Here is a 12,584-nt window from a genome sequence, read left to right on the forward strand (position 1 = left end):
CCTGTGGTCGGGTGCCGTCATTCGAGCGAACCCGACGCGCCCTGCGCGATTTCGCCGCGATATTCGGCGCCCGCGGGCGAGAGCAATTCGACGCATGCATCGGCGGCGAACGCGGGATCGCGTGCGTCGCGGTCCATGTCGTCGACGAACGCCTTCGCGCGCAGCCCGGTGCGCATCGGGCCCGGCTGCAGGCCCGCGACGCGGACCGAGGTCTTGCCGAGTTCCGCGTGCAGCGTCGACACCAGGCCGACGCGCGCGTGCTGGGCGACGCCGTAGCCGCCCCAGTACGCACCGGACACGCGGGTGAGGTCGTCGACGACGAACACCACCGACGCATCCTTCGACTTGCGCAGCACCGGCAGGCACGCCTGCGTCAGCCAGGTCGGCGCGGTCACGCCGATGTGCACCGAGCGCGCGAACGCAGCGGGATCGGTGTGCTCGATCGGCGTGAGCCCGCGGAAATCGGCGGCGCAATGCAGCAGGCCGTCGAGGCGGCCGTAGTTGTCGTCGATGCGCTGCGCGAGTTCGTTGTAGTCGTCGGGCGAAGCGCCTTCCATGTCGAGCGGATACAGCACGGGCGCCTTCGACACCGCGGCGATCGCATCGTGCAGGCGTTCGAGCTGGCGCACGCGGCGGCCCATCAGCACGACGGTCGCGCCGGCGCGCGCGCAGGCCTTCGAGGCCGCGGTGCCGAGCCCGCCATGCGCGCCCGTCACCAGGATCACGCGTCCGGCGAGCGGCGCCTGGTCGTAATCGACACTCACGCTTTCTGCGCTTCCGAGATCATCCGCGCCAGCTCGCCGGCTTCGGCGAGCTCGCAGGTGATGTCGCAACCGCCGATGAGTTCGCCGTTGATGAACAACTGCGGGAACGTCGGCCAATCCGAGTAACGCGGCAGGTTCGCGCGGATCTCCGGCTCTTCGAGCACGTTGACGGTGTGCAGCTGCGAAGCCGAAGCACCGGCGGCGCGCAGCGCCTGCACGGCCCGGCTGGAGAAGCCGCACATCGGGAACTGCGGCGTGCCTTTCATGAAGAGCACGATGGGATGGCCGGTGACTTCGGCCCGGATGCGCTCCTGGATGGGCACGGACTGCAGGGACATGGTGGCTCCGGAAGATGGCTTGACGCGACGTGGGGCTAGAATTGTAAGTCTTCACCGCCCCCCAAGGAGTTTCGACATGGCGATCGAGCTGCCCCCCCTGCCCTACGACCGCACCGGTCTGGAGCCCCACATCTCGGCTGAAACGCTGGATTACCACCACGGCAAGCACCACAAGGCCTACGTGGACAACCTCAACAAGCTGATCGCCGGCACCGAGTTCGAGTCGATGGACCTGGTGGAGATCGTCCGCAAGTCGCAGGGCGGCATGTTCAACAACGCCGCGCAGGTCTGGAACCACACGTTCTACTGGAACTGCATGAAGCCCAACGGCGGCGGCGAACCGCAGGGCAAGCTCGCGGACGGGATCAACAAGGCGTTCGGCGACTTCTCGAAGTTCAAGGAACAGTTCACCGACGTCGCGATCAAGACCTTCGGCTCCGGCTGGGCCTGGCTCGTGCAGCGCCCCGACGGCGCGCTCGCGCTGGTCAGCACGCCGAACGCCGCCACGCCGATCACCGGCGAGGACGTGCCGCTGATGACGTGCGACGTGTGGGAACACGCGTACTACATCGACTATCGCAATGCGCGGCCGAAGTACGTCGAGAATTTCTGGAACGTCGTCAATTGGGATTTTGTCGCGAGCCAGATGCGCTGAGCGATTGCGGATCCCGCAACGAAAAAGCCCCGCTTTCGCGGGGCTTTTTTTATCGCTTCAGCGCGTCGATCACTGGCTGCACCTGCGCCATCCGATCCAGCGACTTGCCGACACGCGCCAGCGTCTGCGCCAGCTCCGCTTCGGTATCCGCGCGCAGCGTCGCGTGGCCGACTTTGCGGCCCGTGCGCGCTTCCTTGCCGTAGTCGTGCCAGTGGCCGCCGGGTTCGGCAAGCACGGCGCTGGCATCGGGCATCGTGCCGATCCAGTTGAGCATGCACGCTTCGCCGACCATGCGCGTCGCGCCGAGCGGCAGGCCGAGCACCGCGCGCAGGTGGTTCTGGAACTGCGAGGTCTCGCTGCCTTCGATCGTCCAGTGGCCGGAGTTGTGCACGCGCGGCGCGAGTTCGTTGGCGAGCAGCACGCCGTTGTCGCAGAACAGCTCGAGCGCGAACACGCCGACGTAGTCGAGCGCGTCGGCCAGCGCGCGCGCATGCGCCACCGCCGACGCTTCGAGTTCGGCCGACACCGGCGCGGGCGCGAGGCTCGCGGACAGCACGCCGTCGACGTGCCAGTTCTGCGTGAGCGGCCATGCGCGGAATTCGCCATCGCGGCCGCGCACGGCGACGACGCTGACTTCCTTCTCGAACGCAACGAACCCTTCGAGGATCAGGCCGACGGTCTGCGCCTGGCCACCGAGCGCATCCCACGCCGCATCGGCATCGCTGCGCGTCTTCAGGCGGAACTGGCCCTTGCCGTCGTAACCGAGCCTGCGCGTCTTGAGGATGCACGGCGTGCCGATCGCATCGAGCGCGGCATCGAGGCCTTCGCGCGAATCGATCGCGGAGAACGGCGGCACCGGGATGCCGAGTTCGCGGAACAGGGTCTTTTCGGCGAGGCGGTCCTGCGCCATGGCGAGCGCGCGCGGACTCGGGAACACCGGCACGCGTTCGGCGAGCCACTGCGCGGATTCGGCGGGCACGTTCTCGAAGTCGAACGTCGCCACGTCGATCTTCGACGCGAACTCCGAGAGCGCGCGTTCGTCGCGCCAGTCGCCGACGATCATCGGCGCGAACTGCCCGGCGCATGCGTCGGCGACGGTGTCCATCACGAGGAAGCGCAAGCCGAGCGGCGCGCCGGAAAGAGCGAGCATGCGGGCGAGTTGCCCGCCGCCGAGGATGCCTACGGTCGTCATTACTTGCGAGGATCGTCGTTGTTGGCGACGTCGTCGGTCTGGCGCGAGCGGAACGCTTCGAGCGAAGCGCCGATCTGCGGATGCGAGGAAGCGAGCAGCGCGGCCGCGAACAACGCCGCATTCGCCGCGCCGGCATTGCCGATGGCGAACGTCGCGACCGGGATGCCCGCGGGCATCTGCACGATCGACAGCAGCGAATCCATGCCGTTGAGCGCCTTGCTCTGCACGGGCACGCCGAGCACCGGCACCGCGGTCTTGGCGGCGAGCATGCCCGGCAGGTGCGCGGCGCCGCCGGCGCCGGCGATGATCGCGCGCAGGCCACGCGACTGCGCGGTCGCCGCATAGTCGAACAGCACGTCGGGCGTGCGGTGCGCCGAGACGATGCGCACTTCGTGCGGCACGCCCAGCGCGTCGAGTTTCTGCGCCGCGTGCTGCATCGTCTCCCAATCGGAGCGTGAGCCCATGACGATGCCGACCAGCGGCGCGGCGGCGTTCGGCGCGTCTTCCTTTGAGGCCATGGCGTTCCCGTGCGACTGGCGCCTTCTGCGAAGGGGGGTATTCTAGCGGCCCTTCCGATCCCCTGCCCCCGCGCCGCGCACATGGACCGCAAGCTCCTGGACATCCTCGCCTGCCCCGCCACGCGCCAGCCGCTGGCGATGCTCGACGCGAAGGGCCTTTCCGCGCTGAATTCGGCGATCGCCGCGGGCGGCATCGCGCGCACCGACGGCCAACCGCAGGGCGAAGCGCTGCGCGAGGCGCTCGTCACGCGCGACCGCAAGCTGGTCTACCGGATCGACGACGGCATCCCGGTGCTGCTCGCCGAGGAAGCGATCGCGACCGGCCAGGTCCCGGACTTCCCGCCGGCATGAGCACGCCTGGCGACCGCGTCGACGGCCGGCCCGTCGACATCAGCCCTCCGCCGGTCGAGGTCGTGACCGCCGACGTGGCCCGCGCGCTCGCCGAAGACCTCGGCGACGGCGACGTCACCGCGGCGCTGCTGCCCGACGTCCGCGACACCGCGTACCTGATCTGCAAGGAACCGGCGGTCATCTGCGGCAGGCCGTGGTTCGACGCTTGCCACCGCGCGCTGGATCCCGAAGTCGCGATCGCCTGGCACATCGCCGAAGGCGACCGCGTGCGCGCCGGCACCGTGATCGCGACGCTCGAAGGTCGCGCCCGCGCCCTGGTCAGCGCCGAACGCGCGTCGCTCAATTTCCTGCAGACGCTCAGCGGCACCGCGACCGCGACCGCCGACTTCGTCGCCGCGGTCGAACGCACGGGCGCGGCGATCCTCGACACGCGCAAGACCATCCCCGGCCTGCGCGTCGCGCAGAAGTACGCGGTGCGGGTCGGCGGCGGCGTGAACCACCGCATGGGCCTGTTCGATGCGGTGATGCTCAAGGAAAACCACGTGCGCGCCGCGGGTTCGCTCACCGCGGCGATTCGCAACGCGCGCGCCGCGCAACCGTCGCTGCCGTTGATCGTCGAAGTGGAAACGCTCGATCAACTCGACGAAGCGCTGCGCGAGGGCTGCGAGCGCATCCTGATCGACGACTTCGATACCGCCGCGCGTCGCGAGGCGGTGCGTCGCGCGAACGGCCGCATCCCGCTCGAAGTCTCGGGCGGCGTGGACCTCGACACGGTGCGCGCGATCGCCGAGGACGGCGTCGAATGCATCTCGATCGGCGGACTGACCAAGCACGTCCGCGCGATCGATCTCTCGCTGAAGCTCGGTCGCCGCAGTTAGAGGAAGGCGACGAGCAACACGGCGCCGGCCGCGATGGCGATGCCGGCGACCAGCATCCATGTGCGGTTGGGCTTCGCCTCGCCAACGTGCGCGTCCTCGTGGTGCGTGTCGCTCTGGCCCGGCGCGATCACGCGGAAGCGCATCGTGTCGAACCCGATCTCGTCGCCCACGCGCGCTTCGCCGCGCAGCACGCGCTTGCCATTGAGGAAGCACCCGTTGGTCGAACCGAGGTCTTCGATCAGCACGCCGTCGTCGACCGGAAGCAGGCGCGCATGCATGCGCGACATGCCGGGCTCGTCGATGCGCAGGCTGCATTCGTCGGCGCGCCCGACGGTGGTGCTGCCGTGGATCGGGTACGTGCGACCGAACGCTTCGCCCGACACGCCACGCAGCACGTAACGCGGCAGCACGGGGCGCACCGCGGTGGCGCCGGGATCGTCGTTCGCCGATTCGGGCAGGCGGCCGGCGACGCCCGCCTGGTGGCGCACGGCCGCCGCGGATTCCATCGACGACAGCCGCGCTTCGACGCCGTCGAACGCGACGCTGTCGCCGGGGCGCAGCGCGATCAGGCCATCGACCCGGCGACCGTTGACGGTGACCGACGTGCCGTGCGGCACATCGAGCATCACGCCGCTCGGGGTCACGTGCAGTTGGCAGTGCTGCGGCAATACGCCGGGGCGATCGAGCACGATGTTGGCGCGCGGATCGGAGCCGATGCGATTGACGCCTGGTCCGAGCAACACCTGGGGGTGTTCTCCGCCCGGGAAGACGAGTTTCATGCGCGCGGCTCCGTTCGCATCCTGCGTGGTTGGGCGGCGCGGCCTTGCAGGGGCGCCGATGCGCCGTCACATTAAGGAGATGGGAAGTCTATTGGTTGTGATGATCGTCGCAGGCCTCGTGTTCGCGTACTGGAGCGCGGGGCGCGCGGCCGCGGAGCGCGCGGAAGCGTTGGGACGCGATGCATGTCGGTCGGCCGGCGTGCAATGGCTCGACCAGACCGTGCACGCCGCGGGCATGCGCCTGCAGCGCGGCGAAGACGGATGGCTCGGATTCGAGCGGACGTTCCGCTTCGAGTATTCGTACGACGGCAGCGACCGGCATGTCGGTCGCATGGTGTTGCGTGGCACGCGGCTGGTGTCGTTCGCTGGCCCTACGCGCGCAGCCAACGTCGTGCAGTTGCACTAAGGCAACGCCTCAGTGCAACCCGAAGTTTGCTGCGCAAACTTCGGCCATCTATTGGCGCGATGCGCTACTTGATGACGCGCAGATGCCCACGCCTTGGCGGCGTGGGGTGCGTGCCATGCGCGTCGGGTGTCGCGTCCGTCGGCGGCGTCGGTTCGGGTTCGTCGTGCGGGCCGCTCGGGTCGTCGGGCAACGCCATGCCCTGGCCGGTTTCGCGCGCGTAGATCGCCAGCACCGCGGAGATCGGCACGATCACGGGATGGCTGACGCCACCGAAGCGCGCGGTGAAGCTCACCGCATCGTTGTCGATCAGCAGGCGCGCGACGGCGCGTTCGGCGATGTTGAGCACGACCTTGCCGTCGCTCACTGCCTGCGGCGGAACCTGCACGCCGGAACGCGTCGCGTCGACGAGCAGGTGCGGCGTCATCCCGTTGTCGGCGATCCACTCGTTGAGCGCCCGCAACAGGTACGGGCGGTGGCTGGTCATCGCCGGCGTGTTGTCGTCGGTGCTTTCTTCGCTCATGGGCCGAGTCTAGCGCTCCGCACCAGCGTCAGACCGGCAGCGCGCGCAGTTTCTTTTCCTGTTCGGTGAGGCTGCGGATGAAGCCCGGGTTGCGGAAGATGCGGTTGCCGTAATCCTCGATGACCTTGCCGTCCTTCGGCAACGGAACGTCCAGCGATTCCAGGCGCCAGATGATCGGGGCCATCGCGCAGTCGGCGAGGCTCATTTCCGGGTTCAGGAAGAACTTGCTGGCCTTGAACAGCGGGACCGACGCGGTCAGCAGTTCCTTCAGGCGCTTGCGGCCGGCCTCGGCCTGCTGGCGATTGCCGAGCTGGATGGCCTGGACCTGCGGGACCCAGTCGTGTTCCAGGCGCAGCATCGCCAGGCGCAGGCGCGCGCGCGACAGCGGGTCGACCGGCATCAGCGGCGGATGCGGGTAGCGCTCGTCGAGGTATTCGGTGACGACCGAGGCCGCGTACAGCACCAGCTCGCGCTCGACCAGCGTCGGCACCGAGTGGTACGGGTTGAGGTCGATGAGATCTTCGGGCGGGTTCTGCGGATCGACCGGGATCAGGTCGTAGGTGACGCCTTTGGCCGCGAGCACGAGGCGCACGCGGTGGCAGAGCACGTCGTCCGTCGACGAGAACAACGTCAGGGCATTACGCATTCGCGGGCTCGCAGCCATCATCGATCTCTCCCTCGATCGTTCGGCAGGCGCCGTCCACCCCTTGCGGACGGTCGCAACGATTCCCGAGCCTAGCGTCAGGAACGAAAAAAGTCGCCACCCCTGGCGACTTCTTCCGGGGCCCTCGTCCGGAATGACCGGACGAGTGCTTCCTTCCGCTTAGTGCACGTCCCGCCAGTATTCCTTCTTCAGGAGGTAGGCGAGGATCGTGAACGCGGCGAGGAACAGGATCACCCAGACGCCCATCCCCTGGCGCTTGAGGGCGGCCGGCTCGCCGGCGTACATCAGGAAAGCGGTGATGTCGCGGGCGCTCTGGTCGAACGCTTCGGCGTCCTGCGTGCCGGGCGTGCGCAGTTCCAGGCGCTCCACGTGCGCTTCGCCGCCGGGGCCGGCCTTGCCGAGCACGGCGTGCTGCAGGCCCTGCATTTCCCACAGCGGGTTCGGCATCGACACGTTCGGGAAGAGCGTGTTGTTCCAGCCGACCGGGCGCGATTCGTCCAGGTAGAACGACTTGAGGTAGGTGTAGATCCAGTCGCTGCCGCGGACGCGCGCGATCAGGCTCAGGTCCGGCGGCATCTTGCCGAAGGCCTGCTGCGCGTGTTCCGGCGTCATCGCGGTGCCGATCGTCTCGCCGAACTTCGCGCCGGTGAGGTTGAGGTTGGCCTGCACTTCTTCCTCGGTCAGGCCGAGGTCTTCGGCCATGCGCGAGTAGCGCAGGTACTTCAGCGAATGGCAGCCGGCGCAGTAGTTCATGTAGAGCTGCGCGCCACGCTGCAGCGACGCGCGGTCGTCGAGGCGCGCGCCCGACTGCTTGAGGTTGCCGCCGCCGGAGGCGAGGGCCATTGAGCTCGCGGCCATGCTGATGACAGCGAGACCCGCGGCAAGCACCGCGGCCTTGCCGGCGCGGACGAAGAAGTTAGTCATGCATCGTCACCCGTTCCGGCACCGGCTTGGTTTTGTCGAGCTTGGTCCAAATCGGCATGGTGATGAAGAAGGCGAAGTACAGGAAGGTCAGCAGGCGGCCGATGATCACTTCGGACGGGTCGGTACCCGGACCTGCGCCGATCTTGCCCAGCCACAGGAAGCACACGGCCAGCATCATCAGCATCAGCCAGGAAAACCAGCCGCGGTAGCGGTAGGACTTCACCGGCGACTTGTCGAGCCACGGCACCAGGAACAGCACCGCGATCGCCGCGAACATCACGATCACGCCCCAGAGCTTGATCGCGAAGAACGACGGGATGACGCGCAACATCGCGTAGTACGGCGTGAAGTACCACACCGGCTTGATGTGCTCCGGCGTCACCAAGCGATTGGCTTCCGTGAAGTTGTCGTGCTCCAGGAACCAGCCGCCGAAGGTCGGCTCGAAGAAGATGATGAAGGCCGCGATGATCAGGAAGAACGCGACGCCGAACAGGTCCTTGCCCGTCGTGTAGTACGGGTGGAACGGGATGCCGTCGGCCGGCGCGGTCTGCGACCAGCGATTGCCCTTCGGACCCTTCTTGATGTCGACGCCGTCGGGGTTGTTCGAACCCACTTCATGCAGCGCGCCGATGTGCAGCACGACGAGCAGCAGGATGACGAGCGGCAGCGCGATGACGTGCAGCGCGAAGAAGCGGTTGAGCGTCGCATCGCCCGGCAGGTAGTCGCCCATGATCCATTCGGTCAGGCCGTTACCGATGACCGGGATCGCGCCGAAGAGCGAGATGATCACCTTCGCGCCCCAGAACGACATCTGGCCCCACGGCAGCACGTAGCCCATGAAGGCTTCGGCCATGAGCACGAGGTAGAGCACCATGCCGATGACCCACACGAGCTCGCGCGGCTTCTGGTACGAGCCGTACATCAGGCCACGGAACATGTGCAGGTAGATGCAGATGAAGAACAGCGAGGCGCCGGTCGAATGCATGTACCGGATCAGCCAGCCCCACTCCACGTCGCGCATGATGTATTCGACCGACGAGAACGCTTCGGCCGCGGACGGCTTGAAGTGCATCGTCAGGAAGATGCCGGTCACGATCTGGTTGACCAGCACGACCAGCGCGAGCGAGCCGAAGTAGTACCAGACGTTGAAGTTTTTCGGCGCGTAGTACTCGGTCATGTGCTTGCGGTAACCCGGCATCATGCCGGGGGCGCGCGCATTGACCCAGTCCATCACCTGGGTGGTCGTGCGGGAGAAGACGTTGGCCATGGCTTACGCGGCTCCCTTCGGGTCGACACCGATCACGATCGACGTGTCGCTCTCGTAGTGGTGCGGCGGCACGAGCAGGTTGATCGGCGCGGGCACGCCCGCGAACACGCGGCCGGCCATGTCGAACTTCGACTTGTGGCACGGGCAGAAGTAACCGCCCTTCCACTCGGCGTCGAACGGCTCGGGGCGGATCTCGGCCTTCATTTCGGGCGAGCAGCCCAGGTGCGTGCACAGGCCGACCAGCACCGAGATCTCCGGCTTGATCGAACGCAGTTCGTTGTGCGCGTACGTCGGCTGCTGGTCGAGGTTGTTCGACTTGGGGTCGAGCAGCTTCGGGTCGAGCGTCGGCAGGATGTCGAGCATCGCCTTGGAACGCTTCACGATCCAGATCGGCTGGCCGCGCCACTCGAGCACCAGGCGCTGGCCTTCGGCCAGTTCGCTGATGTCGGCGGTCACCGGCGCACCGGCGAGCTTCGCGCGGGCGCTGGGATTCCAGGACTTGATGAAGGGGACGGCCGCGACGCCGACACCGACGGCGCCGACGACTGCCGTCGACGCGGTCAGGAACCGGCGACGGCCCTGGTTGACGGGTTCCCCGTCGTGGACATGAGCGGGATCGTTGACCCCTACCCCAACATTGGCCATCCGGCACTCCGCAATAAGACGCTGGAACGTTGCACGAACCGGCCGTGCGCGCTGCTGCGCGCGGGCGGTCCGCAAAGACGGTGAAGTGTAACGGAACGCTTAATCGGCCGACAATCCAGCGGCCTTACTTGGTGGCGAGCGCACTGGCGGCGAGCGCGCCGCGGTAGCGATCGGCCAGCACCGAAACGCGCTGGACGTACAGGCGGGTCTCGTTGTAGGGCGGCACGCCCTTGTACTTGTCGACCGCGCCCTCGCCGGCGTTGTAGCCGGCCGCGGCCAGGGTCAGGTCGCCGTTGAAGCGCTTGAGCAGCCACGCGAGGTACTGCACGCCGCCGCCGATGTTCTGCCCCGCGTCGAAGGCGTTGCCGACCCCGAAGCGGCGGGCGGTGGCGGGCATCAGTTGCATCAGGCCCTGCGCGCCGACGCGCGAGAGCGCATTCGGGTTGTAGGCCGACTCGGCGTGGATGATCGCGCGCACGATCGCCTCGTCGACCCCGTGTTTCGCCGCCGCCGCGCGGATTTCAGCCGAATACGCGTCGGTGTTGAGGCGCAGCGTGCCGAAGTTGACGCCGGGACGCGCCGCGCAGGCGTAGCACGTCTCCATGAAGCTGTACTTGATGGTGCGCAGCGCGGTCGCGCCGGCCACGCCCTTCGGCGGCTTGCTCGTGTAATGGCGCACGCCGTCCTTGATGTACGAGTACACCTGGCCCTGCACGAGGCGCGGCGCCTGGTACGGCTTCTGCGCGGGCGGCGCCGAGGCGGGCAAGGCGGACGCGGTGTTCGCCAGCGGCTTGTCGGCCACGGTCGAGGCGATGGGCGAACCGGCGACGGAGCCCTTCGTCGACGCGCTGCCGACCGACGCCTGCGCGGGCGCGGCCTTCGGCGCCGAGGCGTTCGACGAATAGCTGATGACCTTGCAGGTGGCGCCGGGGATCTTCTTGCTCACGTAGCTGCGCGCGCCGTCGGCGGAATCGCAGCGATACAGCGAACCGGCGAACGCAGGCATCGCGCCCAATGGCGCGACAACCAACACGAAGGCGGCCAGGCCGCGCGTTCCCCTTCCCCAGTCCATGGCGCCGGATGCTCCTCTCAAACGTGAGGTTTGACAAGTCCTTGATTCATATGAACGGACCCTTGAATCATGCGAACGCGACGCCCGTCGCTATCCGGCCGCGCTAAACTCCGCGCCCTTCACGCAAACCCACCTCCGGCGCGGATTAAACGCCGCCCTCCCGGACATGCCATGACCATCGAACTGACGCTGCTCCAACCGAGCATGAGCGACCCGGCCGCGCCCGAAGTCGACGCCCCCCGCCCCGCCGCGCGCGGCAAGCTCTTCATCAAGACCCACGGGTGCCAGATGAACGAGTACGACTCGGCCCGCATGGCCGACGTGCTCGCTGCGACCGAAGGCCTGGAACTGACCGACAACGTCGAGGAAGCCGACGTCGTGCTGGTCAACACCTGCTCGATCCGCGAGAAGGCGCAGGAGAAAGTCTTCAGCCAGCTCGGCCGCTGGAAGGCGCTGAAGAAGGACGGCAAGCCCGTGCTGATCGGCGTTGGCGGTTGCGTGGCGTCGCAGGAAGGCGCGGCGATCGTGAAGCGCGCGCCGTACGTCGACCTCGTGTTCGGCCCGCAGACCCTGCACCGCCTGCCCGAACTGATCCGCGAACGCCGCGCCACCGGCGCGCCGCAGGTCGACATCAGCTTCCCCGAGATCGAGAAGTTCGATCGCCTCCCCGAACCGCGCGCCGAAGGCCCGAGCGCCTTCGTGTCGATCATGGAAGGCTGCTCGAAGTACTGCTCGTTCTGCGTCGTGCCCTACACGCGCGGCGAGGAAGTGAGCCGCCCGTTCGAGGACGTGCTGGTCGAAGTCGCGCAACTCGCGGCGCAGGGCGTGCGCGAGATCAACCTGCTCGGGCAGAACGTCAACGCGTACCGCGGACCCTTCGGCGACGAAGGGGAGACCGCGGACCTCGGCCTGCTGATCCGCGCGATCGCCGGCATCGAAGGCGTCGGCCGCATCCGTTTCACCACCTCGCACCCGCTCGAGTTCTCCGACTCGCTGGTCGAGGCGTATCGCGACGTGCCGCAACTCGCGAACTACCTCCACCTGCCCGTGCAGGCCGGCAGCGACCGCATCCTCGCCGCGATGAAGCGCGGTTACACCGCGCTCGAGTTCAAGCAGAAGATCCGCAAGCTGCGCGCGGTGCGCCCTGGCATCTCGATCTCGTCGGACTTCATCGTCGGCTTCCCCGGCGAAACCGACGCCGACTTCGAGAAGACGATGAAGCTGATCGAGGACGTCGGCTTCGACCAGTCGTTCTCCTTCATTTATTCGCGCCGCCCGGGCACGCCCGCCGCCGATCTGTCCGACGACACGACGGACGCGGAGAAGCACGCGCGCCTGGAACGCCTGCAGGCGCGTATCAACGCGCACGCGGCGGAGATCTCGAAGGCGATGATCGGCAGCGTGCAGCGCGTCCTGGTCGAAGGCCCGTCGAAGAAGGACCCGAACGAACTGACCGGCAAGACCGAGAACATGCGCTCGGTGAACTTCCCGGGCAATGCGCGTTTGATCGGGCAGTTCGTCGACGTGGTGATTACCGAAGCGTTTTCGAACTCGCTGCGCGCGAGAGTCGCGATCGACTGACGCGAGGCGTCGGTCGATCGCAAGGTCGCT

General features: G+C 67.7%; 16 protein-coding genes. 5 read left to right on the plus strand and 11 right to left on the minus strand.

Annotated elements, in window-relative coordinates; all coding sequences use genetic code 11:
* Positions 1–17: 17 nt before the first annotated feature.
* Together LK996_RS12370 and grxD are read right to left on the minus strand one after the other, a co-directional pair.
* Positions 18–764 (minus strand): SDR family NAD(P)-dependent oxidoreductase, encoded by a 747-nt coding sequence (locus LK996_RS12370; protein ID WP_230527669.1) that lies wholly within the window; start codon positions 762–764, stop codon positions 18–20.
* Complete coding sequence (gene grxD, locus LK996_RS12375; RefSeq protein ID WP_230527978.1) at positions 761–1,087, minus strand: Grx4 family monothiol glutaredoxin; 327 nt, start codon at positions 1,085–1,087, stop codon at positions 761–763. Before grxD ends, LK996_RS12370 begins: the two co-directional genes overlap by 4 nt.
* A 91-nt stretch (positions 1,088–1,178) precedes the next feature.
* Between grxD and LK996_RS12380 the strand changes: the two genes are divergently transcribed.
* Positions 1,179–1,757, plus strand: coding sequence for a superoxide dismutase (locus LK996_RS12380; protein ID WP_230527670.1), 579 nt, complete (start codon positions 1,179–1,181; stop codon positions 1,755–1,757).
* A gap of 49 nt (positions 1,758–1,806) precedes the next feature.
* Here LK996_RS12380 and LK996_RS12385 read toward each other — a convergent pair whose 3' ends face one another.
* Both LK996_RS12385 and purE read right to left on the minus strand, forming a co-directional pair.
* Positions 1,807–2,949: a 5-(carboxyamino)imidazole ribonucleotide synthase gene (locus LK996_RS12385; protein ID WP_230527671.1), complete on the minus strand. Its 1,143-nt coding sequence runs from the start codon at positions 2,947–2,949 to the stop codon at positions 1,807–1,809.
* The gene (purE, locus tag LK996_RS12390; RefSeq protein ID WP_230527672.1) at positions 2,949–3,467 is read right to left on the minus strand and encodes a 5-(carboxyamino)imidazole ribonucleotide mutase; all 519 of its coding nucleotides are present in this window, start codon (positions 3,465–3,467) and stop codon (positions 2,949–2,951) included. Before purE ends, LK996_RS12385 begins: the two co-directional genes overlap by 1 nt.
* Before the next feature lie 81 nt (positions 3,468–3,548).
* Here purE and LK996_RS12395 point away from each other — a divergent pair, with 81 nt between their 5' ends.
* Together LK996_RS12395 and nadC are read left to right on the plus strand one after the other, a co-directional pair.
* The gene (locus LK996_RS12395) at positions 3,549–3,818 is read left to right on the plus strand and encodes a Trm112 family protein (RefSeq protein WP_230527673.1); all 270 of its coding nucleotides are present in this window, start codon (positions 3,549–3,551) and stop codon (positions 3,816–3,818) included.
* On the plus strand, positions 3,815–4,696 hold the full coding sequence (gene nadC, locus LK996_RS12400) for a carboxylating nicotinate-nucleotide diphosphorylase (RefSeq protein WP_230527674.1): 882 nt from the start codon (positions 3,815–3,817) through the stop codon (positions 4,694–4,696). The genes LK996_RS12395 and nadC overlap by 4 nt, the downstream gene beginning before the upstream one ends.
* Here the strand turns inward: nadC and LK996_RS12405 are convergent.
* Positions 4,693–5,475: an FHA domain-containing protein gene (locus tag LK996_RS12405; protein WP_230527675.1), complete on the minus strand. Its 783-nt coding sequence runs from the start codon at positions 5,473–5,475 to the stop codon at positions 4,693–4,695. The genes nadC and LK996_RS12405 overlap by 4 nt on opposite strands.
* Positions 5,476–5,554: 79 nt before the next feature.
* Here LK996_RS12405 and LK996_RS12410 point away from each other — a divergent pair, with 79 nt between their 5' ends.
* Positions 5,555–5,881 (plus strand): DUF3301 domain-containing protein, encoded by a 327-nt coding sequence (locus LK996_RS12410; protein WP_230527979.1) that lies wholly within the window; start codon positions 5,555–5,557, stop codon positions 5,879–5,881.
* A 64-nt stretch (positions 5,882–5,945) separates the two neighbouring features.
* On the opposite strand, the gene LK996_RS12415 is transcribed toward LK996_RS12410, so the two are convergent.
* From LK996_RS12415 to LK996_RS12440, 6 genes are all read right to left on the minus strand, one after another.
* Entirely contained in the window at positions 5,946–6,401 is a 456-nt protein-coding gene (locus tag LK996_RS12415) for a ClpXP protease specificity-enhancing factor (protein WP_230527676.1), read from the minus strand.
* A 28-nt stretch (positions 6,402–6,429) separates the two neighbouring features.
* The gene (locus LK996_RS12420; RefSeq protein WP_230527980.1) at positions 6,430–7,065 is read right to left on the minus strand and encodes a glutathione S-transferase N-terminal domain-containing protein; all 636 of its coding nucleotides are present in this window, start codon (positions 7,063–7,065) and stop codon (positions 6,430–6,432) included.
* A gap of 159 nt (positions 7,066–7,224) precedes the next feature.
* Complete coding sequence (locus LK996_RS12425) at positions 7,225–7,989, minus strand: cytochrome c1 (protein WP_425493773.1); 765 nt, start codon at positions 7,987–7,989, stop codon at positions 7,225–7,227.
* Positions 7,982–9,256: a cytochrome b gene (locus LK996_RS12430; protein ID WP_230527677.1), complete on the minus strand. Its 1,275-nt coding sequence runs from the start codon at positions 9,254–9,256 to the stop codon at positions 7,982–7,984. The genes LK996_RS12425 and LK996_RS12430 overlap by 8 nt, the downstream gene beginning before the upstream one ends.
* 3 nt (positions 9,257–9,259) lie before the next feature.
* The gene (gene petA / locus LK996_RS12435; protein ID WP_230527678.1) at positions 9,260–9,901 is read right to left on the minus strand and encodes a ubiquinol-cytochrome c reductase iron-sulfur subunit; all 642 of its coding nucleotides are present in this window, start codon (positions 9,899–9,901) and stop codon (positions 9,260–9,262) included.
* A 124-nt stretch (positions 9,902–10,025) separates the two neighbouring features.
* A complete protein-coding gene (locus LK996_RS12440; RefSeq protein WP_230527679.1) occupies positions 10,026–10,973 on the minus strand; it encodes a lytic transglycosylase domain-containing protein in 948 nt (315 codons plus the stop codon).
* Between the two features lie 204 nt (positions 10,974–11,177).
* Between LK996_RS12440 and miaB the strand changes: the two genes are divergently transcribed.
* Positions 11,178–12,554 (plus strand): tRNA (N6-isopentenyl adenosine(37)-C2)-methylthiotransferase MiaB, encoded by a 1,377-nt coding sequence (gene miaB, locus LK996_RS12445; protein ID WP_425493782.1) that lies wholly within the window; start codon positions 11,178–11,180, stop codon positions 12,552–12,554.
* Positions 12,555–12,584 lie beyond the last annotated feature (30 nt).

The sequence above is a fragment of the Noviluteimonas lactosilytica genome, assembly GCF_020866925.1.
Lineage (GTDB): Bacteria > Pseudomonadota > Gammaproteobacteria > Xanthomonadales > Xanthomonadaceae > Noviluteimonas > Noviluteimonas lactosilytica.